General features: G+C 72.8%; 18 protein-coding genes and 2 tRNA genes. 13 read left to right on the forward strand and 7 right to left on the reverse strand.

The genetic code is table 11. The features are described from left to right. The 3 genes from L7D48_RS02655 to L7D48_RS02665 all read left to right on the forward strand — a co-directional run. Window positions 1–789 (forward strand): AIM24 family protein (locus L7D48_RS02655; RefSeq protein ID WP_237876974.1); only part of this gene is annotated, 789 nt, incomplete at its 5' end. 11 nt (window positions 790–800) lie between these two features. Further along, entirely contained in the window at window positions 801–1,493 is a 693-nt protein-coding gene (locus tag L7D48_RS02660) for an AIM24 family protein (RefSeq protein WP_237876977.1), read from the forward strand. 13 nt (window positions 1,494–1,506) lie between these two features. Further along, window positions 1,507–2,259 carry an AIM24 family protein gene (locus L7D48_RS02665; RefSeq protein ID WP_237876979.1) on the forward strand — a complete coding sequence of 251 codons (753 nt, stop codon included), beginning with the start codon at window positions 1,507–1,509 and terminating at the stop codon, window positions 2,257–2,259. A 61-nt stretch (window positions 2,260–2,320) separates the two neighbouring features. Here L7D48_RS02665 and L7D48_RS02670 read toward each other — a convergent pair whose 3' ends face one another. Both L7D48_RS02670 and L7D48_RS02675 read right to left on the reverse strand, forming a co-directional pair. Further along, window positions 2,321–2,848, reverse strand: a complete 528-nt coding sequence (locus L7D48_RS02670; RefSeq protein WP_237876981.1) for an NUDIX hydrolase — start codon at window positions 2,846–2,848, stop codon at window positions 2,321–2,323. Next, on the reverse strand, window positions 2,845–4,359 hold the full coding sequence (locus L7D48_RS02675; protein WP_237876983.1) for a zinc-dependent metalloprotease: 1,515 nt from the start codon (window positions 4,357–4,359) through the stop codon (window positions 2,845–2,847). Before L7D48_RS02675 ends, L7D48_RS02670 begins: the two co-directional genes overlap by 4 nt. 146 nt (window positions 4,360–4,505) lie before the next feature. Between L7D48_RS02675 and L7D48_RS02680 the strand changes: the two genes are divergently transcribed. The 4 genes from L7D48_RS02680 (at window position 4,506) to L7D48_RS02695 (ending at window position 7,777) form a co-directional block, all read left to right on the forward strand. Then, window positions 4,506–5,615: an SDR family oxidoreductase gene (locus L7D48_RS02680; protein WP_237876985.1), complete on the forward strand. Its 1,110-nt coding sequence runs from the start codon at window positions 4,506–4,508 to the stop codon at window positions 5,613–5,615. Window positions 5,616–5,685: 70 nt separating this feature from the next. Then, entirely contained in the window at window positions 5,686–6,144 is a 459-nt protein-coding gene (locus L7D48_RS02685) for a molybdenum cofactor biosynthesis protein MoaE (protein ID WP_237876987.1), read from the forward strand. Window positions 6,145–6,414: 270 nt separating this feature from the next. Further along, window positions 6,415–6,663 (forward strand): hypothetical protein, encoded by a 249-nt coding sequence (locus L7D48_RS02690; RefSeq protein ID WP_237876989.1) that lies wholly within the window; start codon window positions 6,415–6,417, stop codon window positions 6,661–6,663. 25 nt (window positions 6,664–6,688) lie between these two features. Beyond that, window positions 6,689–7,777 (forward strand): PDZ domain-containing protein, encoded by a 1,089-nt coding sequence (locus tag L7D48_RS02695; protein WP_237876991.1) that lies wholly within the window; start codon window positions 6,689–6,691, stop codon window positions 7,775–7,777. 69 nt (window positions 7,778–7,846) lie between these two features. On the opposite strand, the gene L7D48_RS02700 is transcribed toward L7D48_RS02695, so the two are convergent. After that, window positions 7,847–8,437: a PPA1309 family protein gene (locus L7D48_RS02700; RefSeq protein ID WP_237876993.1), complete on the reverse strand. Its 591-nt coding sequence runs from the start codon at window positions 8,435–8,437 to the stop codon at window positions 7,847–7,849. A 113-nt stretch (window positions 8,438–8,550) separates the two neighbouring features. Between L7D48_RS02700 and L7D48_RS02705 the strand changes: the two genes are divergently transcribed. From L7D48_RS02705 to L7D48_RS02720, 4 genes are all read left to right on the forward strand, one after another. Further along, window positions 8,551–11,526 carry a UPF0182 family protein gene (locus L7D48_RS02705; protein ID WP_237876995.1) on the forward strand — a complete coding sequence of 992 codons (2,976 nt, stop codon included), beginning with the start codon at window positions 8,551–8,553 and terminating at the stop codon, window positions 11,524–11,526. Window positions 11,527–11,579: 53 nt separating this feature from the next. After that, window positions 11,580–11,653, forward strand: a tRNA-Met gene (locus tag L7D48_RS02710). A gap of 185 nt (window positions 11,654–11,838) precedes the next feature. Next, complete coding sequence (locus L7D48_RS02715) at window positions 11,839–13,548, forward strand: tetratricopeptide repeat protein (RefSeq protein WP_374490755.1); 1,710 nt, start codon at window positions 11,839–11,841, stop codon at window positions 13,546–13,548. 89 nt (window positions 13,549–13,637) lie between these two features. After that, window positions 13,638–13,711: transfer RNA gene (locus L7D48_RS02720), tRNA-Met, on the forward strand. 215 nt (window positions 13,712–13,926) lie between these two features. On the opposite strand, the gene L7D48_RS02725 is transcribed toward L7D48_RS02720, so the two are convergent. After that, window positions 13,927–14,343, reverse strand: a complete 417-nt coding sequence (locus tag L7D48_RS02725) for a Fur family transcriptional regulator (protein ID WP_093661347.1) — start codon at window positions 14,341–14,343, stop codon at window positions 13,927–13,929. A 133-nt stretch (window positions 14,344–14,476) separates the two neighbouring features. Between L7D48_RS02725 and L7D48_RS02730 the strand changes: the two genes are divergently transcribed. Continuing rightward, entirely contained in the window at window positions 14,477–15,943 is a 1,467-nt protein-coding gene (locus tag L7D48_RS02730; RefSeq protein WP_237876999.1) for a catalase, read from the forward strand. Between the two features lie 105 nt (window positions 15,944–16,048). On the opposite strand, the gene L7D48_RS02735 is transcribed toward L7D48_RS02730, so the two are convergent. Next, on the reverse strand, window positions 16,049–16,507 hold the full coding sequence (locus L7D48_RS02735) for a cyclic nucleotide-binding/CBS domain-containing protein (protein ID WP_237877001.1): 459 nt from the start codon (window positions 16,505–16,507) through the stop codon (window positions 16,049–16,051). 144 nt (window positions 16,508–16,651) lie between these two features. Continuing rightward, complete coding sequence (hisN, locus tag L7D48_RS02740; RefSeq protein ID WP_237877003.1) at window positions 16,652–17,446, reverse strand: histidinol-phosphatase; 795 nt, start codon at window positions 17,444–17,446, stop codon at window positions 16,652–16,654. A gap of 160 nt (window positions 17,447–17,606) precedes the next feature. On the opposite strand from hisN, the gene L7D48_RS02745 reads away from it, so the two are divergent. Continuing rightward, entirely contained in the window at window positions 17,607–18,314 is a 708-nt protein-coding gene (locus tag L7D48_RS02745) for a TetR/AcrR family transcriptional regulator (protein WP_237877005.1), read from the forward strand. Window positions 18,315–18,347: 33 nt separating this feature from the next. Here L7D48_RS02745 and rsgA read toward each other — a convergent pair whose 3' ends face one another. Next, a complete protein-coding gene (gene rsgA, locus L7D48_RS02750; protein ID WP_237877006.1) occupies window positions 18,348–19,382 on the reverse strand; it encodes a ribosome small subunit-dependent GTPase A in 1,035 nt (344 codons plus the stop codon). Window positions 19,383–19,385 lie beyond the last annotated feature (3 nt).

Below are 19,385 nucleotides of genomic sequence, written 5' to 3' on the forward strand. Positions count from 1 at the left end.
GCTCCGGGCCAGGCCCTGCCCAACCCCTTCGGGCAGCCGCCGGCTCCGCAGCAGCCCTTCGGGCAGGTTCCCGGGCAACCCGGCCACCCCGGTGCCCCGCAGATGCCCCAGGTGCCCCAGGGACCGGCGGCCGGCATCGGCGCCGCGCTGGAGAAGTACCGGGAGGCGCCCACCGGGCAGCGCTGGACCCTGCAGAACCCGGCACTGATCCGCGCCGACCTCTCCCACGACGGCCAGGGCGTCCTCGCGCGCCAGGGCAGCATGGTGCTCTACCAGGGCAAGGTCGACTTCTCCTACAAGGGCGCCGGCTTCGCCGGCCGGATCGTCGGCAACGCCACCGGCCAGGAGATGCAGCTCATGCGCTGCACCGGCCGCGGCCAGGTGTTCTTCGCCGAGAACGCCGCGCACGTCCACCCCATCGAACTCCAGGGCGACGCCGTCTGCGTCTCCGCCGACAACGTGCTCGCCTTCGACGAGACCCTCCAGTACGAGGTACGCCGGATCGACGGCCACGGCATCCCCGGCGGCGCGCTGTTCACCATGCAGTTCCAGGGCACCGGCACCGTCGTGGTCAAGACGCAGGGCACCCCGGTGGTCCTGCCCGTCACCCCGACCACCTTCGCCGACAGCCAGGCCGTCGTCGCCTGGTCCGCCGGCGCCCAGGTGATCATCTCCAGCCAGGTGCGGCTGCGCCGCAACGCCTACCCGGGCCACAGCGGGGAGACCGTGAACCTCCAGTTCCGCGGCGCGCCCGGCAACTTCATCGTCGTCCAGCCCTACGAGGTCTGAGGGAGCCCGTCATGGACCACACAGCGATCTCGGGGGTCTCGGGCTACGCCCCGACCCCGCCCGCCGCCCGCATGGAGAACCACGGCTCGCACATGGTGAAGATCGCCATGGCCGGCGGCCAGGACGTCTTCGCCCGCTCCGGCTCGATGGTCGCCTACGAGGGCTTCGTCCAGTACGAGGCCAATCCGCCGGCCGTCCGGCAGGCCGCCTCCCAGTGGCTCACCGGAGAGGGCGCCCCGCTGATGAAGTGCAGCGGCGACGGACTGCTCTACCTGGCCGACTACGGCGCCGACGTCGTCTGCCTGAACCTCGACAACGAGGCGATGTCCGTCAACGGCACCAACCTCCTCGCCTTCGACGCCCACCTCCAGTGGGGCGTCGAGCGCGTCAAGGGCCTGGCGAAGTTCTCCGGGCAGGGCATGTTCAACGTCGGGATATCCGGCACCGGCTGGGTCGCCCTCACCTCCCGCGGCACTCCCGTAGTGGTGGACTGCGGACGCGGCGAGGACGAGACCTACGTCGACCCCGACGCACTGGTGGCCTGGTCCTCGGGGCTGAAGATGAAGGGCAAGCGGAGCATGAAGGCGGGCGCGCTGATCGGCCGGGGCAGCGGAGAGGCCTACCAGATCGCCTTCTCCGGCCGGGGATTCGTCGTCGTACAGCCCAGCGAGGACAGCACCGACCGCCTGCGCGTCCGGGGCTGAGGGGGGAAGAACCATGCAGAGTCCGCTTTTCGGCCACACCGAGGTGCAGAGCCAGGACCGCTACGCCCTGCAGAACCCGCAGCTTCTGCGGGTCCTGCTCGGCGGCCAGGACGACGTGCTCGCCCGCAAGGGCGCGATGGTCGCCTACCAGGGACTGATGGAGTTCGACGGGGAGTACCAGAGCGGCGGGCAGCGCCGCAGACGGTCGCGGACCGGCGAGGGCCTGGAGCTGATGCGCTGCTCCGGGCAGGGCACGGTCTACCTGGCCAACCTCGCCCAGTACATCCACATCATGGACGTAGGCTCCGAGGGACTGACGGTCGACAGCGCCTACGTGCTGGCGCTGGACTCCTCCCTGCACTGGGAGGTGATCGCCGTGGACAGCCAGTTCGGGATCTCCGGCTCCGGCGCGTACAACCTCAACATCACCGGGCACGGCAAGGTCGCGCTGATGACCTCCGGCCGGCCGCTGGCGCTCCAGGTCACCCCGGAGCGGTACGTCAGCGCCGACTCCGACGCGGTGGTCGCCTGGTCCAGCTCACTGCGGGTGCAGATGCAGGCCCAGACCAGCTCCCAGAGCGTGTTCCGGCGGCGCGGCAGCACGGGGGAGGGCTGGGAGCTGAACTTCATGGGCGAGGGCTTCGCACTCGTCCAGCCCAGTGAGCTGCTGCCACCGCAGAACGCGGCAGCCGGCCTGGGCGCGCAGTACGGCATGGGCCAGCACGGCGCACGCGGCCAGAACCAGGGCAACATCTGGACCAACTGACCGGCCGGAGGACATCGGGGCGCGCGGGCCCGCTTCGGAGGACCGCCCGCGCGCCCCGGCGTCAGAGCAGTGCGCGAGTGCGCTCGGCCAGCCGTACGACGGAGCCGTCGGCCACGTCCGCGACCTCGTCCCAGCCGAACCAGCGCAACTCCAGCGACTCCTCGCCGGCCTCCTCGGCCGCGCCCTCGGGCGCCAGGGCGGCGTACTGCACGTCCAGGTGCCAGGCGCACGGTGTGTGGTGCCGGTCCAGGCGGACGGGCCCGCCCGGCAGCAGGGTGAGCCCCGCGATGCCCGACTCCTCGGCGGCCTCCCGCAGGGCGGCACCGGCGAGGACGGTGTCGCCGGGCTCGCAGTGCCCGCCCGTCTGGAGCCACATTCGCAGCTTGCGGTGGTGCGTCAGCAGGACGCGTCCGCGGCGCGGATCCACCACCAGCGCGCTCGCCGTGATGTGCCCGTCCGCGCAGGACCGCCACACGCCGTCCGGTCGGGCGGCCAGATGGTCGCAGTACGCCAGGCGCAGCGCCTCCTGGGCGCCGTCCGGCGCGGACCACTCCTTGAGCGTCCGCGCCGCGTCCTCGTGCAGGCTCACCGGGCGCCGCCGTGATCGTCCCCGCCGTCCTCGCGCCGGTCCCCGCCGTCCTCGCGCCGGTCCTCGCCGTCCCCGCGCTCGTTCCTGTCGTCCGGCTCCGGGCCGCGCCCGCCTCCGGCGCCGCCCTCCGCACCGGACTCCCTGCCCAGCAGCCCCTCCAGCTCGGAGAAGTCCAGCTGCTCGCGGTGGACGAAGCCGTCCGGGTCGTCGAGGTCCTCGGCGGTCGGCAGCATGTCCGGGTGCGCCCACAGCCCGTCGCGTCCGTCCACCCCGCGGGCGTCGGTGAGCGAGGCCCACAGCCGGGAGGCGTCGCGCAGCCGCCGGGGCCGCAGCTCCAGGCCGATCAGCGTGGCGAAGGTCTGCTCGGCCGGACCGCCGCCGGCGCGGCGGCGCCGCAGCGTCTCGCGCAGGGCGGAGGCGGAGGGCAGATGGGGCTCGGCCGCGGCGTGCACCACCGCGTCCACCCAGCCCTCGACCAGTGCCAGCGCCGTCTCCAGCCGGGCCAGGGCCGCCTTCTGCTCGGGGGTGTCCTCGGGCTGGAACATGCCCTGCTGCAGTGCCTCCTGCAGCTCTTCCGGGCGCGAGGGGTCGAGCTGCCCGACGACGTCCTCCAGCTTGGCCGTGTCCACCTTGATCCCGCGCGCGTACCCCTCGACCGCGCCGAACAGGTGCGAGCGCAGCCACGGGACGTGGGCGAACAGCCGCTGGTGCGCCGCCTCGCGCAGCGCCAGGTAGAGCCGCACCTCCTCCAGGGGCACGCCCAGGCCCTCGCCGAAGGCCGCGATGTTGGCCGGCAGCAGCGCCGCCCGGCCCTTCGGCCCCAGCGGCAGCCCGATGTCGGTGGAGCCCACCACCTCGCCGGCCAGCACGCCCAGCGCTTGACCGATCTGGGTGCCGAACATCGCGCCGCCCATGGAGCGCATCATCCCCAGCAGCGGGCCGGCCATGGCCTGCATCTCCTCGGGGAGCACGTCGCCCATGGCCGCCCCGACCCGCTCGGCGACCGGGTCCACCAGGTCCTTCCACACCGGAAGCGTGGACTCCACCCACTCGGCGCGGCTCCAGGCGAGGGCCGAACCGGAACCGGAGGGCAGCGAGGTCACGCCGTCCAGCCACAGGTCGGCCAGGCGCACGGCCTCCTCCACCGCCTCGCGCTCCCGCGGGCCGACGCTCGAGTCCTTGGTGCCGTCCGGGGTGCCCGCGGCGACGGTCTGCCGGGCGATGTCCTTGGCCATGTCCCAGTTGACCGGCCCGCCCTCGTAGCTGAGCATCTGGCCGAGCCGCTGGAACGCGGCGCCCAGGTCGTTCGGGTCGAAGCCGCCGGGGCCGCCGCCCAGCGATCCGAACATCGCCGCGAGCGGGTTGTCGGCGCCGCCCGCACCGCCGAACCCGAACGGGTTCTGCGGGCCGCCCCGGTCGCCCTGACCGCCCTTGTCGCCCTTCTTCCGTCCGTCGTCGCCCTCCTCGGGCTCCTCGGGCGGCATGCCGAATCCGAATGGGATGTCACTCACGGGGTTCCTCGGCTCTGGTGGATGGGACGGTGGGACGTCGGTGGAATGGCGCGCGATGTGGCGGGCTCTACGTCCAGCCTAGACACCTCTCGTGCAGGATGGAGCCTGCGCACGTCGTACCCAGAGACAACCGCGGGAGACACCGGGTGAGTTCCCAGGAGCCAAACGTTCGCGGTCCGCGTAACGGAGCCGCAGGGCCCGTCGTCGCGGTCACCGGAGCCGCATCGGGGGTCGGCGCGCTGCTCACCGAGCGGCTGGTCGCCTCCCCGGACGTGGGGCGGGTCGTCGCGCTCGACGAGCGCCGCGGCGCGGTGGACGGCGCGCAGTGGCACGTCCTGGACGTGCGGGATCCGGCCATCGCCGACCGGCTGCGCGGTGACGGCGAGCCGGTGGACACCGTGGTCCACCTCGCCCTGAACCTGGATCTGGAGACCGACCCCGCCGCACGTACCGCCTACAACGTGCGCGGCACCCAGACCGTGCTGACCGCGGCCGCCGCCGCGGGCGTGCGCCGGGTGGTGCTGTGCACCTCGGCGATGGTCTACGGGGCCCTGCCCGACAACGACGTGCCGCTGGCCGAGGACGCCGAGCTGCGGGCGACCGCCGAGGCCACCGGGGTGGGCGACCTGCTGGAGATCGAACGCCTCGCCCGCCGCGCCCCCCGCGCGCACCCGGGGCTGAACGTCACGGTCGTGCGCCCCACCGTCCTGGTCGGCGGCACCGACACCGCCCTGACCCGCTACTTCGAGTCCCCGCGCCTGCTGGTCGTGGCCGGCTCCCGGCCCTGCTGGCAGTTCTGCCACGTCGAGGACCTGGCCGGCGCCCTGGAGTACGCGGCGCTGGAGAAGGTGGAGGGTGAGCTGGCGGTCGGCTGCGACGGCTGGCTGGAGCAGGAGGAGGTCGAGGAACTGTCCGGCATCCGCCGCATGGAGCTGCCCTCCGCCGTCGCGCTCGGCGCCGCGTCCCGGCTCCACCGCCTGGGGCTGACGCCCTCCCCGGCCGGCGACCTGGCGTACACCATGCACCCCTGGGTGGTCAGCGGCTCCCGGCTGCACGAGGCGGGCTGGCGGCCGAAGTGGACCAACGAGGAGGTGCTGGCCGCGCTGCTGGAGGAGGCGGCCGGGCGCCACGCGGTCGCGGGCCGCCGCCTGGGCCGCAAGGACGCCACCACGCTCGGCGCCGCGGGCGCCACCGTCGCCCTGGTGGGCACCGCGGCCCTGGTCAGGCGCGCCCGCAAGGCCCGCCGCCGGGTGTGACGACGGGAGCGGCACCGGAGTGTCGGCGGGCCGCCGCCGCGCTCCCGCGCCCGTACGGCACCATGGCCCCATGGCACAGACGTACGACCACCCCGGGGAGCGGGCGGCGCCCGACCCGGTCCGCCTCCTGGCGATCCGCGACACCCCGCTCTCCGTGGACGAGGTCCTCGCGGCCGTCGGCGACGCGTCGGCGGGAGGCACCGCGCTGTTCGCGGGCACCGTGCGCGACCACGACGGGGGCACGGGGGTGACCGGCCTCGGCTACTCCTGCCACCCCACGGCCGAGGACGAGCTCCGCCGGGTAGCGAAGGAGGTCGCGGCCGACTTCCCCGTACGGGCGCTCGCCGCGGTCCACCGGGTGGGGGACCTGTCGGTCGGCGATCTGGCCGTGGTCGTCGCCGTCTCCTGCGCGCACCGCGCCGAGGCGTTCGAGGCGTGCCGCCGCCTGATCGACGACCTGAAGCACCGGGTGCCGATCTGGAAGCACCAGACCTTCTCCGACGGCACCGAGGAGTGGGTGGGGGCCTAGTGCCGCGCCTGTCGGCGGGCTCCGAACCGGCCGCCGGCAGGAACCCCCGGAACCCGCCGGCGCGTCTCCCGGGCAGCTGTGCCATGACCGCGCGGGGTGTGCCGCGTCGGCGGCCGGGAACAGTCCCCGCAGAGCCGGAGCCGAGGAGCGGGCGGTTTCCCGGAGGCGCGGAGTTGCGGAAGGGCACCCCTGCCGGAACGGTTGACTCATCCGGGATCTAGTCTGCTCATAGGCCGTATCTCCGGCGCACTCGAGGATCGGGAGGTCACTGTGGCGGCACTCGCCTGGTTGCTGATTCCGTTCGTCGCCGCGGTCGGGGCGGCCGTGTGGTCCGTGTGGGCCTCGCGCAAACCCAGCGGTTTCGGGGACGCCGACGGGGTCGCCGGGTACGAGGCCTTCCGCGCCGCCATGGAGCGGCCGCACGGCCGCGGGACGGGGCGGGAGGACCGGGGCGGCCGCGAAGGCCCCGCCGCCGTGTCCCGCACGGCGGCGGACGGACGGGCCCCCGCCGCCGACTGACGCGCGGTTCCCGTACTGTCGTGCCATGCCACGCCGGACCGCGACGATGCTCACCTCGACCCTGCTGCTCATAGCCGTGCTCTGCGCCGCGGTCCTCATCAGGGTGCCGTACGCCGAGATGTCACCGGGCCCCACCGTCAACACGCTCGGCGAGCACGACGGCGAACCGGTGCTGAGCATCGAGGGCAGGAAGACCTACGAGCCGTCCGGGCACCTGAACATGACCACCGTCCGCGTCACCGGCGCCGACTACCGGATGAACCTCGTGGAGGCCGTCTACGGCTGGCTGGCCGAGGACAGCGCCGTCGTCCCGCACGACACCCTCTACCCCGACGACAAGTCGGCCGAGGAGGTGCGCGAGGAGAACGCCGAGGAGTTCACCCAGTCGCTGGAGAGCGCCAAGGTCGCCGCCCTGCGCGAGCTGGACATCCCGGTCGGCGAACGGGTGGTCGTGGCCGCCGTGATCAAGGGGGGGCCGGCCGAGGACAGGCTGCACGCCGGGGACGTGATCACGGCCGTGGACGGCGAGGCCGTCGAGGAGCCGGGCGACGTCGCCGAGCTGGTGACCGAGCACGAGCCCGGAGAGGACGTGGTCTTCACCGTCGTCCCGGCCAAGGCCGCCCGGGCGGCCGAGAAGGCGGGCGAGGAGCCCACCGGCTCCCGGGAGGTCACCGTCACCACCGGTGAGGCCGACGACGACGGACGGGCCGTCGTCGGGATCCAGGCGGGACTCGACCACACCTTCCCGTTCGAGATAGACATCGAGCTGGCCGACGTCGGAGGTCCCAGCGCCGGGCTGATGTTCGCCCTCGGCATCGTGGACAAGCTCACCCCCGGCGATCTCACCGGCGGCGAGTTCGTGGCCGGTACGGGCACCATCGACGGCGAGGGGCGGGTCGGCCCGATCGGCGGCATAGGGATGAAGACCATCGCCGCCCGGGACAAGGGCGCCGAGTACTTCCTCACCCCCGAGGAGAACTGCGCCGGCGCGGCCCGGGACGTCCCCGAGGGCCTGACCCTGGTGAAGGTCGGCACGATCGACGACGCCATGGGCGCCCTGGAGGACATCCGGGAGGGGGAGACGGCCGGCCTGCCGCGGTGCGCGGCGGACTGATCCGCTCCCCCTCCGGCGGGCATCCCTCCGGCGGACATCCGCCCCGGGATCCCCGCCGCGGGCCGGCCGTCAGTCGCCGAAGGTGGCCGCCAGCGCCTCGGTGAGCCCGGGCACCAGATCCGGGCCGGTCAGCACCTCGGTGGGCGAGTCCTTCTCGCGCAGCCGCAGCGCGGACTCCCGGGCGCCGTCGCGCAGCACCGCCACGGTCATCCGGACCTCCTGGCGCTCGGGGTGCTCCGCCACCCAGCGGGCCAGCCGCTCCTCGGCGCCCTCCTCCTGGAGGTTCTCGGGAACGGACGCCTCCGCCGAGGGCGGCAGCATCAGCCGCTCCACCGTCATCGCGCATCCGGAGACCGCGTCGGGCCAGGCGATGGTGCCGAGGAACTCGTCCAGGGGGATCCCGGCGGGCAGTTCGTCCTGCTCGACCGGGGTGAGAGGGGCCGGGGCGGGGGCCTCGCCGTCCTGCCGCCCCTCACCGTCCAGTCCGAGCTGCTCGGCCAGGGCGGGTTCCTCGGTGCGCAGCCGGTCGGTGTCGACCAGGGCGAACAGTCGGGCGGGCTGGTCCCAGCCCAGGCCCGCGACGTACTCGTCGATCTCGAGCACGGCACGGGTCAGCGGGCTGGCGGCCAGGGGTGTGCCGTCGATTGGAAGGTTGTTCATCCTCATATCGTGCCGCTGAACCCCCCGGGAACGGGAACCGGGTAAAGGTTCAGTAAGTTGCATGGGTGGGGCCCTAGCATTCGGGGCCAGTCCCATCCGCTGCGATTCTCGAGGTGCGCACCTTGGCTTTCCAGATGCCGGACCGGGGCCCGGGCGGGCCCTCAGGACCACGGATCAGTGTCGGCAGGCCCTCCAGGCGCGCCAAGACCCTGCTCATGACGGTGGGCGCGCTGGCCGTGCTGGCCATGCTCTTCGTCATGTTCGCGGGGTTCTGGACCGACTGGCTGTGGTATCGCTCGGTCCGATACACCACCGTCTTCACCACCACCCTGTGGACCAAGATCGGCATGTTCGCCGTCTTCGGTCTGCTGATGGCCGCGGCCGTCGGCTTCAACATCTGGCTGGCCCACCGCCTGCGGCCCCCGCTGAGCGCGATGTCGCTGGAGCAGCAGAGCCTGGACCGCTACCGGATGGGCATCGCCCCGTACAAGAGATGGGTGCTCCTGGGGGTCACCGCGCTGGTGGGCCTGATCGCCGGCGCGTCGGCGGCCGGCCAGTGGCGCACCTGGCTGATGTGGGTGAACGCCGTCCCGTTCGGCACCTCCGACCCGCAGTTCGGCAAGGACGTGGCGTTCTACGCGTTCGACCTGCCCTGGTACCGCTTCCTGCTGAGCTTCGGCTTCGCGGCCGCGGTGCTCTCCCTGCTGGCCGCCGCGCTGGTGCACTACCTCTACGGCGGGCTGCGCCTGACCACCCCGGGCGCCCGCGCGACGTCCCAGGCCACCGGCCACCTGTCGGTGCTGCTCGGCGTCTTCGTGGCGCTCAAGGCGGTGGCGTACTGGCTCGACCGCTACGGCCTGGCGGTGAAGTCCGGCGACTTCAAGGCGACGGACAACTGGACGGGTCTGCGGTACGTCGACGCCAACGCCTACCTCCCGGCGAAGACGATCCTGTTCTTCATCGCCGCCATCTGCGCGGTGCTCTTCTTCGCCACCCTGTGGCGGCGCACCTGGCAGCTTCCGGTGATCGGCTTCGGCCTGATGGTCCTCTCGGCGATCCTGATCGGCGGCCTCTACCCGGCGATCGTGCAGAAGTTCCAGGTCCAGCCGAACGAGCAGGCCAAGGAGGCGCCGTACATCAAGAAGAACATCGACGCCACCCGCGACGCCTACGACATCGACGACTCCAAGGTCTCCAACTACTCGGGGCAGAGCGAGGCGAGCAACGAGGAGCTGCGCGAGGCGGCGGACACCACCGCCAGCATCCGGCTGCTCGACCCCAACGTCGTATCGCCCAGCTTCCAGCAGCTCCAGCAGGTCCGCAGCTACTACCAGTTCCCCGCCACCCTGGACGTGGACCGGTACGCCACCGAGGACGGCGACGAGCAGGACACCGTCGTCGGCCTGCGCGAGATCAACATCAACGGCATCACCGAGCGCAACTGGATCAACGACCACTTCAAGTACACCCACGGCTTCGGCATGGTGGCCGGCAAGGGCACCGAGGTGGCCTCGACCGGGGCGCCGGCCTTCATCGAGAAGGACCTCCCGCCGGAGGGCGAGCTCGCCGAGGACGGCTACGAGCCGCGGGTCTACTACGGCGAGAAGACCACGCAGTACTCCATCGTCGGCGGTCCGCAGAAGGAACTGGACTACATCGCCGGCAGCGAGGAGAAGACCTACAGCTACAAGGGCGACAGCGGGGTCAGCCTGGGCAGCATCGCCAACCGCGCGGCGTACGCGGTGACCTTCAACGAGCCGCAGATCCTCTACTCGGGCGCGATCGGCGAGGGCTCGCGAATCCTGTACAACCGCACGCCCAAGGAGCGCGTCGAGGCGGTGGCCCCCTGGCTGACCATCGACGGCGACCCGTACCCGGCGGTGGTGGGGGACCGCATCCAGTGGATCGTGGACGCCTACACCACGACCAACCAGTACCCCTACTCCTCGCGCACCACCCTGGGCGAGACCACGACCGACGCGCTGACCGACGGCCAGCGGGCGGTCATCGCCCAGCAGAACCGGGTCAACTACATCCGCAACTCGGTCAAGGCCACGGTGGACGCCTACTCGGGCGAGGTGAAGCTCTACGAGTGGGACGAGCGGGACCCGGTGCTGAAGACCTGGATGAAGGCCTTCCCCGGCACGGTCGAGCCGAAGGACGGGATCGACGAAGAGCTGATGGACCACTTCCGCTACCCGCAGGACCTGTTCAAGGTCCAGCGCGAGCTGCTGACGCGCTACCACGTCACCAGCGCGAGCCAGTTCTACAGCGGCAGTGAGCGCTGGCAGGTGCCGGACGACCCGACGCAGAAGGGCAACGCGGTCCCGCCGTACTACCTGAGCATGAAGATGCCGGACCAGGAGGAGCAGACCTTCTCCCTGACGACGACCTTCAACCCCAGCGGCCGCGAGACGCTCGGCGCCTTCATGGCGGTCAACGCCGACGCCCGCAGCGACGACTACGGGACCATCAGGATCCTGAAGCTGCCGTCCAACACCACGGTCTCCGGCCCGCAGCAGGTGCAGAGCCGCTTCAACTCCGACACCGACATCGCCAACGAGATCAACATCCTCAGGCGCGGTGACTCGGAGGTCGAGTACGGCAACCTGCTCACGGTGCCGCTGGAGGGCGGCCTGCTCTACGTCGAGCCGGTCTACGTCCGCGGCGCGGGCACCAACTACCCGCTGCTGCGCAAGGTGCTGGTGACCTACGGCGAGGAGACCGCCTTCGAGGACACCCTCGGGGAGGCTCTCAACGCCGTCTTCGGGGTCGAGGGCACCGAGGAGCCGCCGGCGGAGGAGGAGCCGCCCCCGGGCGAGGAGGAGACCACTCCGCCGCCCGCGGAGGGCTCCGAGGACCCGACGGTCCAGGAGGCGCTCCAGGACGCCCAGGAGGCGTTCGAGGCGGGCCAGGAGGCGCTGGGCAACCAGGACTGGGACGCCTACGGCCAGGCCCAGCAGGATCTGGAGGACGCGCTCGAGCGGGCCGCCGAGGCGCAGGAGTCGGCGGGCGGCGACGGCGGATCCGACGGCAAGAACCCCGGCGACGACAAGTCCGGCAACGACGAGGGACGCAAGGAAGAGTGAATCGGTGGTGAGCGGGCTCCCTTCGCGCCGTGGTAAGGTTGTGAACACAACGGCGCGGGGTGGAGCAGCTCGGTAGCTCGCTGGGCTCATAACCCAGAGGTCGCAGGTTCAAATCCTGTCCCCGCTACTGACGAAGAAGGACCCGGAGTCACTGACTCCGGGTCCTTCTTCTTGTGTTGGGCATGTGAGAAGAGAGGCGCGTGGTAGCGCTTTGCGTTTGGATGGTAGCTGTATCGGGAAGTCGACAAAACGCTGAAGTGACTTCCTTGGTGGCGGTATACCAGATGTAAGCGGGTTGCGGGTGGTGCGACGATGGGCCTCATGGGGGACAAGGCGAGAGATGAGGTCACGGGGGGCGGGGCGAGCCGCGCGGACCTCCGGGACCACCGCGACACGGACGCCATCAGCGCGCTCGGCGCCCGGCTGCTGCGCCGCGGCGACCTGGAAGGGGCCGAGCCGTATCTGCGCGCCGCCACCGCCGCCGGCGACCGCGCCGCCGCGAACAACCTGGGAGTCCTGCTCCACCAGCTCGGCCAGGCCGAGGAGGCCGCCGGCTGGTGGCGTGTCGCGGCCGTCGCCGGCTCGGCGGCCGCCGCCCACTCCCTGGGCCGCCACCACCGCGAGCGCGGCGACGAGACGGCCGCCGAGTACTGGCTGCGGCAGTCCGCCGAGTCCGGCCACCCCCTCGGCGCGTACGCCCTCGCCGACCTGCTGGAGCAGCGGGGCGAGGACGGGGCCGAACAGTGGTTCCGGGCCGCCGCCGAGCGCGGCCACCGCGAGGCGGCCTACCGCATCGCGCGGATCCTGGCGCGCCGTCAGGAGGGGAGCGCCGAGGCCGAGCAGTGGTACCGCCAGGCCGCGGCGCGCGGCCACCGGCGCGCCGCCCTGCGGCTGGGCACGCTCCTGGAGGAGCGCGGCGAACTGCGGGAGGCGGCCCGCTGGTATCTGACGGCGGCCAAGGAGGGGGAGGCGCGCGCCGCGCGCGCCCTGGGCTTCCTGCTGCGCGACGCGGGCGACACCGACAGCGCCGCCGAGTGGTGGCGCCGCGCGGCCCAGGACGGCGACGGCAGCGCGGCCAACGCCCTGGGCGCGCTGCACGCCGAGCGGGGCGAGCGGCAGACCGCGGAGCGCTGGTACCGCGCCGCGCTGGAGGCGGGCGACATCAACGGCGCCTTCAACCTCGCGCTGCTGTGCGCCGCCGAGGACCGCACCGCCCAGGCCGAGCAGTGGTACCGGCGTGCCGCCTACGCCGGGCACCGCGAGGCCGCCAACGCGCTGGCCGTGCTGCTGCTCCAGCGCGGCGACGCGGCGGGGGCGGAGCCGTGGTTCTCCAAGGCCGCCGAGGCCGGCAGCGTGGACGCCGCGTTCAACCTCGGCATCCTGCACGCGGGCCGGGGCGAGGAGGAGGCCGCCCGGCGGTGGTACGAGCAGGCGGCCGCGGCAGGTCACACCGAGGCGGCGCTCCAGGTGGGCATCGCGCTGCTGCGCGAGGGCGACGCCCACACCGCCGAGCGGCACCTGCGCCGCGCGGCCGGCGGCGGCAGCGTGGAGGGAGCCTTCCGGCTGGCGGCGCTGCTGGAGCGCCAGGCCCCGACGGCCGACGCCCTGGACGCGCACGGCCCGCCGGCCGAGTACGAGGAGTGGTACGAGCGGGCCGCCGAGCAGGGGCACCGGCGGGCGCAGGTCCGGCTGGGCATGTGCGCGGCGGCGCGCGGCGACGTGGTCCGGGCCGCGCACTGGTACCGGGTCGCGGCGGAGGCGGGCAGCAGCAACGGCGCCTTCAACCTCGGCCTGCTGCTGGCGCGCGAGGGCAGTGAGCCGGAGGCCGCCCTGTGGTGGACGCGTGCGGCCGAGGCGGGCCACGGCCGGGCCGCTCTGCGCCTGGCGCTGCTGAACGCCCGGCGCGGCGAGCTGGCCGCCGGGCGCCACTGGTGCGCCCGGGCGGTCGAGCTGGGTCCGCCGGAGGTCGCCGAGCGCGCCGCGCGGCTGAGCGAGGCCCTCCACGAGGAGCTGACGGCCTGAGGCGGAGGTGACGGTGGCGGGGGCGCCCGCGGGGCGCCCCCGCGGTTTGCGCTGATCGCCGCGGTGGGTTAAGGTTGTGAACACAACGACGCGGGGTGGAGCAGCTCGGTAGCTCGCTGGGCTCATAACCCAGAGGTCGCAGGTTCAAATCCTGTCCCCGCTACTGATGGGCCGGAGCCCGGATCCGAATGACGGATCCGGGCTCCGGCCGTTTTCGCGTGTTCGCCGTGCGGTGCTGTGTGTGGTGCTGTGTGCGGTGCGGACAGCGTGCACGCGGGACCGTGCACGGTGCACGAGGGCCCGGTTCGGTGTCGAGGCGGTGCCGTGCGTCCGTACGGGGAGGCTGCCCCGCGGCCTCGGGAGGAGGCCCGGAAGGGGTCAGGCGGAGGCGCAGGAGGGGCACAGCCCCCGGTAGGTGACCGTCGCCTCGTCGAGGGTGAACCCGTAGCGCTCTCCCTCGGGGAGCAGGGCCAGCGGGTCGCCGGAGGGGCGGACGTCGCGGATCACGCCGCACCGCGAGCACACCAGGTGCTGGTGGGAGTGGTGCGCGTTCGGGTCGTACCGCTTGGCGCGGCCGTCCGTGCTGACCTCGATCACCTCGCCGATCGAGACCAGTTCGCCGAGGGTGTTGTAGACGGTGGCGCGGGAGATCTCCGGCAGCTTCTCGGCCGCGCGCGCGTGCACCTCGTCGGCGGTGTAGTGGACATGCTCACCATCGAGGACCTCGGCGACCACTCGCCGCTGGGCGGTCAGCCGCCAGCCGCGATCCCGGAGACGTTGTAGCAGGTCACTCATGTTTCCACCTTAGCAGCGCGCGTCCATGCCCGGATCGTGTACGGTCTTCATCGTCTTCTTGACTTAGACAATGTCCAATGTAGGATCGCGTTCGGCTCAAGCCAAGGGGACAGGACAGATTCAGGAGGCGCATGTGACTGCCCAGATCGAGAACACCGGGCCGCTGACCACGGAGGCCGGTGCTCCCGTCGCGGACAACCAGAACAGCGAGACCGCCGGCTCGGGCGGCCCGGTCCTGGTCCAGGACCAGCTCCTGCTGGAGAAGCTCGCCCACTTCAACCGCGAGCGCATCCCCGAGCGGGTCGTCCACGCCCGCGGCGCGGGCGCCTACGGCACCTTCACCGTCACCGCCGACGTGACGAAGTACACCCGGGCGAAGTTCCTCTCCGAGATCGGCAAGGAGACCGAGGTCTTCCTGCGCTTCTCGACCGTCGCCGGCAACCTGGGCGCGGCCGACGCGGTGCGCGACCCGCGCGGCTTCGCGGTGAAGTTCTACACCGAGGAGGGCAACTACGACCTCGTCGGCAACAACACCCCGGTGTTCTTCATCAAGGACGCCATCAAGTTCCCCGACTTCATCCACACCCAGAAGCGCGACCCGTACACCGGCTCCCAGGAAGCCGACAACGTCTGGGACTTCTGGAGCCTGAGCCCGGAGTCCACCCACCAGGTGACCTGGCTCTTCGGTGACCGCGGCATCCCGGCCTCGTACCGCCACATGGACGGTTTCGGCTCGCACACCTTCCAGTGGAACAACGAGGCGGGCGAGGTCTTCTGGGTCAAGTACCACTTCAAGACCGACCAGGGCATCAAGTGCCTCACCCAGGACGAGGCCGACCTCCTGGCGGGCAAGGACCCCGACAGCCACCAGCGCGACCTGCGCGAGTCCATCGAGCGCGGTGACTTCCCGAGCTGGACCGTCGGCGTCCAGATCATGCCGGCGGCCGAGGCGGCGAACTACCGCTTCAACCCGTTCGACCTGACCAAGGTCTGGCCGCACGCGGACTACCCGGTCATCGAGATCGGCAAGCTGGAGCTGAACCGCAACCCGCAGAACATCTTCGCCGAGGTCGAGCAGTCGATCTTCTCCCCGCACCACTTCGTGCCGGGCATCGGCCCCTCCCCGGACAAGATGCTCCAGGGCCGGCTGTTCGCCTACGGTGACGCGCACCGCTACCGGGTGGGCATCAACGCCGACCACCTGCCGGTGAACCGCCCGCACGCCACCGAGGCCCGCAGCCACGGCCGCGACGGCTTCATGTACGACGGCCGCCACGGCGGGGCGAAGAACTACGAGCCCAACAGCTTCGGCGGCCCGAACGAGACCGGCCGCGCGCTGTGGCAGCCGGTCCCGGTCGCCGGGACCACCGGTGACATCCCCGCGCCCTCGCACGCCGAGGACAACGACTTCGTCCAGGCGGGCAACCTCTACCGCCTGATGACGGAGGAGGAGAAGGGGCGCCTGATCGACAACCTGGCCGGCTTCATCTCGAAGGTCTCGCGCGACGACATCGTCAAGCGGGCCATCGAGAACTTCCGCCAGGCCGACGAGGACTACGGCAGGAGGCTGGAGGCCGCGGTCAAGGCCCTGCGCGGCTGACCCATCGGCTCCTCGCCGTACGAACCCGGAGGGACCGGACGCCAGTGGGCTCCGGTCCCTCCGGTGTGTTCCGGGGCGTCTTCCCGGGCGCGTCCCCGGCCGCCCTCAGGCGGCCACCGTGCCGGCGGGCGCGGTGGGCGCGGTGGGCGCGGTGGGCGCGGTGGGCGCGGCGGGTGCCTCCCGGCGCACCGAGGACCAGCAGCGGACGATGTCGCGCACCGACACCACTCCCACCGGCTCCCGGTCGTCGAGCACGATCAGATGACGGAAGCCGCCGCGGGTCATGGCCCGCGCGGCGTCCTCCAGGGTCCAGCCGGGGGCGGCGAAGACCACGTCGGTGGTGGTGTGCAGGTGCGCGGGCTCCCGGTCGGGGTCCTGCCCGGCCCCCACGGAGTTGAGGATGTCGCGTTCGGTGAGGATGCCGACGCCGCCGGCGTCCGGGTCGAGGACGACGGCCGCGCCGACCCGCCGGGCGGACATCAGCCGGGCGGCCTGGCGGAGGGTGTGGGCGGGGCCGATGGTGAGGACCACTGTGCTCATGGCGTCACGGACGAGGGTGGTCATGACGGTTGTGCCACCTCCTTGGTGAACCCCGCGCTGGAGAAGGGATTCACAAGCTCACAAGCGGGCGGATTCTCATGTTCACATGCCGCCGGAGCCGCAACAAGGGGTGTGCGATGGCCAACTGACCGGGATTCAGCGGCGTGCTCAGTCGCCGACGTAGGCGAGCAGGTCCTCGTGGAGCAGTCCGTTGGAAGCCGCCGCGTTCCCGCTGTGCGGGCCCTCGCGCCCGTCCAGACCGGTGAAGGTGCCGCCCGCCTCCTGCACGACGATCGCGTTCGCCGCCATGTCCCACAGCGACAGCTCCGGCTCCGCGCACATGTCCACCGACCCCTCGGCGACCATCATGTACGGCCAGAAGTCGCCGTAGCCGCGGGTGCGCCAGCAGTCCCGGGTCAGGTCGAGGAAGCCGCCGAGCTTGCCGCGCTCCTCCCAGCCGCCGAGCGAGGAGAACGCGAACGAGGCGTCCTGCACCCGGGCCACCCGCGAGACCGACAGCCGGGTCGCCGACGTCAGACTGCGGCCGGTGTACGCGCCGGCGCCCAGCGCCGCCCACCAGCGCCGGTTCAGGGCCGGGGCCGACACCACGCCGACCACCGGCCGGTCGCCCTCCTCGGTCCGCTCCATCAGCGCGATCAGGGTGGCCCACACCGGGACGCCGCGCACGTAGTTCTTGGTGCCGTCGATGGGGTCGATCACCCAGCGGCGCGGCCCGCGCCCCTCGCTGCCGAACTCCTCGCCCAGCACCGCGTCGCGCGGCCGCGCCCGCTGCAGGGAGGTGCGGATCAGCTCCTCGGCCGCCTTGTCGGCCTCGCTCACCGGCGTCATGTCGGGTTTGGTCTCGACCTTGAGGTCGAGGGCCTTGAACCGCTCCATCGTCGTGGCGTCGGCGGTGTCGGCCAGCACGTGGGCGAGACGCAGGTCATCGTGGTAGTCGGGCATGGACGAACAGTATCCAGCGGCGCGGGCGGCCAGCCACAGGGGAGTGGCCAACCGGGTGTGCGGGCGTACACCCGCGGTGGTGAGGCGGTGCGAGGCGTCTTGACACCCTCCGCGACCGCGCCGATGCTGTGCGCGATCCGCCGTGTCCGGGGAGGCGCTGATGACCTCGGTGATGCCCTTCGCCGGTGACTTCGCCAAAGGCCCGACCGGAGATTCCTCCGGGGAGCCCGCCGCCGGCCGCGCCCCGGAGTCCAACGCGTCGCCCACGGCGCGCCAGGCCCTGCTGCGCGCCGCCCGCGCCGCCCTGGCGGACAGACCGTGGCCCCGGATCCGCATGGTCGAGGTCGCCGCGGCGGCCGGCTTCTCCCGCCAGACCCTCTACAGCGAGTTCGGCTCCAAGGACGGGCTCGGCGCGGCCCTGGTGGCCCGTGAGCTGGAGGTCCTCCTCGACCGCACCGCCCGCGCCGCGCAGCGGGCGGCCCGGTCGGCTTCCCGCACGGTTTCCGGCCCGGCCGCCGACCCCGTCGCGGGCTGCGCCGCGGCCGCCGTCTCGGTGGTGCGCGCCGCCTGCCGCGATCCGCTGGTGCGCGCCGCGCTCACCGGCTGCTGGGAGTCCCGGCTGCCGCCGCCCGGGCCGGAGGCGGACCGGGCGGCGGCGGGACTGCGGGACCGCACCGCCGCCGCGCTGGTGTCGGCGGGGGCCGCCGCCGGCGGTACGACCGGACCCGCCGCGCTGCGCCACGCCTGCGAGGTGGGCCTGCGGCTGGCGCTGTCCTACGTCGTCGCGCCCTGCGACGGGCCGCCCGAGGCGACCGAGGAGGCCGCGGGCACCCATGTCACCCAGGTGCTGCGGGCGCTGCTCCACTGATCCCCGGGTGCGGTCCGGGGCGGCGTACCGCGGTCAGTCGCCCTCCCGGCGCTCCCGCGTGGCCAGCAGGCGGCGCAGGGAGAACAGCCGGGCCGGATCCGCATGGCCGTCGGCGACCCAGGAGTCCAGCGCGCAGTCCGGCTCGTCGTGGCCGCAGGCGCGCGGACAGCCGTCCGTGCCCGGCTCCAGGTCCGGGAAGGCGTGGATCACCCGGGAGGGGTCGATGTGGTTCAGGCCGAAGGACCGCACACCCGGGGTGTCGATCACCCAGCCGCCCTCCGGCGCCGGCGGGAAGGAGACCTCGCCGGGCAGCGGCAGCGCCAGGGCCGAGGTCGTGGTGTGACGGCCGCGCCCGGTGACCGCGTTGACATGGCCCGTCGCCCGCCTGCGGTCGGGCGGGACGAGCGCGTTGACCAAAGTGGTCTTGCCGACCCCGGAGTGGCCCACGAAGGCGGTGGTCCGGCCCCACAGGAACTCGCGCACCCGGTCGGCGGCGGCGCCGTCGGCCAGCTCATCGCGGTCGGTCACCACATGCCGGACCCCCAGCGGGGCGTACGTCTCCAGCAGCGTGTCCGGCGGCGCCAGATCCGACTTGGTGAGGACCAGCAGCGGCTCCAGGCCCGCGTCGTAGGCGGCCACCAGGCAGCGGTCGATCAGCCGGGGGCGGGGTTCGGGGTCGGCCAGGGCGGTGACGATGGCGAGCTGGTCGGCGTTGGCGACGACGACCCGTTCGTAGGGGTCGTTGTCGTCGGCGGTGCGCCGCAGCACCGAGGAACGCTCCTCGACCCGCACGATCCGCGCCAGGGTGTCCCTGGCCCCCGACAGATCGCCGACGACCGCCACCCGGTCGCCGACCACGACGCCCTTGCGGCCCAGCTCGCGGGCCTTCATGGCGGTGACGGTGCGGCCGTCCACCAGGCAGGTGATCCGCCCCCGGTCGACGGTCAGGACGAAGCCGGAGGCGGCGTCCTCGTGCTTGGGCCGGATGCTGGTACGCGGGCGGCTGCCCCGGCGACCCGGGCGGATCCGGATGTCGTCCTCGTCTGTGTGCTTGCCGTAGCGGCGCATGGC

It is taken from the genome of Streptomyces sp. ICN903 (genome assembly GCF_022015835.1).
GTDB lineage: Bacteria > Actinomycetota > Actinomycetes > Streptomycetales > Streptomycetaceae > Streptomyces > Streptomyces fenghuangensis.

Bases quoted from the DNA above. Each gene is read 5' to 3' on its own strand.
- L7D48_RS02745 (WP_237877005.1), top strand. From the start codon at position 17,607: ATGACCTCGGTGATGCCCTTCGCCGGTGACTTCGCCAAAGGCCCGACC.
- hisN (WP_237877003.1), bottom strand. From the start codon at position 17,446: ATGCCCGACTACCACGATGACCTGCGTCTCGCCCACGTGCTGGCCGAC.
- L7D48_RS02725 (WP_093661347.1), bottom strand. From the start codon at position 14,343: ATGAGTGACCTGCTACAACGTCTCCGGGATCGCGGCTGGCGGCTGACC.
- L7D48_RS02695 (WP_237876991.1), top strand. From the start codon at position 6,689: ATGCCACGCCGGACCGCGACGATGCTCACCTCGACCCTGCTGCTCATA.
- L7D48_RS02700 (WP_237876993.1), bottom strand. From the start codon at position 8,437: ATGAACAACCTTCCAATCGACGGCACACCCCTGGCCGCCAGCCCGCTG.
- rsgA (WP_237877006.1), bottom strand. From the start codon at position 19,382: ATGCGCCGCTACGGCAAGCACACAGACGAGGACGACATCCGGATCCGC.
- L7D48_RS02735 (WP_237877001.1), bottom strand. From the start codon at position 16,507: ATGACCACCCTCGTCCGTGACGCCATGAGCACAGTGGTCCTCACCATC.
- L7D48_RS02665 (WP_237876979.1), top strand. From the start codon at position 1,507: ATGCAGAGTCCGCTTTTCGGCCACACCGAGGTGCAGAGCCAGGACCGC.
- L7D48_RS02715 (WP_374490755.1), top strand. From the start codon at position 11,839: ATGGGCCTCATGGGGGACAAGGCGAGAGATGAGGTCACGGGGGGCGGG.
- L7D48_RS02660 (WP_237876977.1), top strand. From the start codon at position 801: ATGGACCACACAGCGATCTCGGGGGTCTCGGGCTACGCCCCGACCCCG.
- L7D48_RS02685 (WP_237876987.1), top strand. From the start codon at position 5,686: ATGGCACAGACGTACGACCACCCCGGGGAGCGGGCGGCGCCCGACCCG.